Origin of the sequence: Nocardioides gansuensis, from assembly GCF_003076135.1 — a bacterium.
GTDB lineage: Bacteria > Actinomycetota > Actinomycetes > Propionibacteriales > Nocardioidaceae > Nocardioides > Nocardioides gansuensis.
On the sequence record NZ_QDGZ01000033.1, the window covers coordinates 1 to 481 of the forward strand.

Annotated in this window: 1 protein-coding gene; it reads left to right on the forward strand. The window is 69.4% G+C overall.

The window, feature by feature from the left end:
* Positions 1-481, forward strand: a 481-nt coding sequence (locus DDE18_RS23225; protein ID WP_211754722.1) for a hypothetical protein, incomplete at both ends; no start/stop codon positions are given.

The window sequence follows — 481 nt, forward strand, 5'->3', positions numbered from 1 at the left end:
CGGGCACGCGCGATCGTCGATGGCGCGATCGTCGGCGCGGCGCTGCTGTTCATCAGCTGGATCCTGGTCGTGGGTCCACTGTTCGCGCAGCTGGGCGAGGCGAGCTGGATCTATCTCACCGTCTACCTCTACTACCCGTTGACCGACATCGTGATCATCTCGATCGCCAGTGGCCTCGCCGTGCGAGCCTCGGGGCGCGAGCGACTCCCGATGCTGCTGGTGGCCGCGGGCTTCGTGGCGATCGCGTGCGCCGACACGGGCATCGGCTATCTCGCGCTGCAGTACAAGGAGGCGGCCGGAAGCGGGCTGGATCTCGGCTGGACCGTCGGCTACATGCTGCTGGGCCTGGCTGCCCTGACGCCGGGGTGGGCCGCGTCCTCCGAGGAGCGCGCCGACCCGCGGGCGCTGGTCCGTGAGCTGCTGCCCTACATCCCCGTCGTCCTCGTGCTGCTCATCACGATCACCCGGCCCTCGCAGCTCA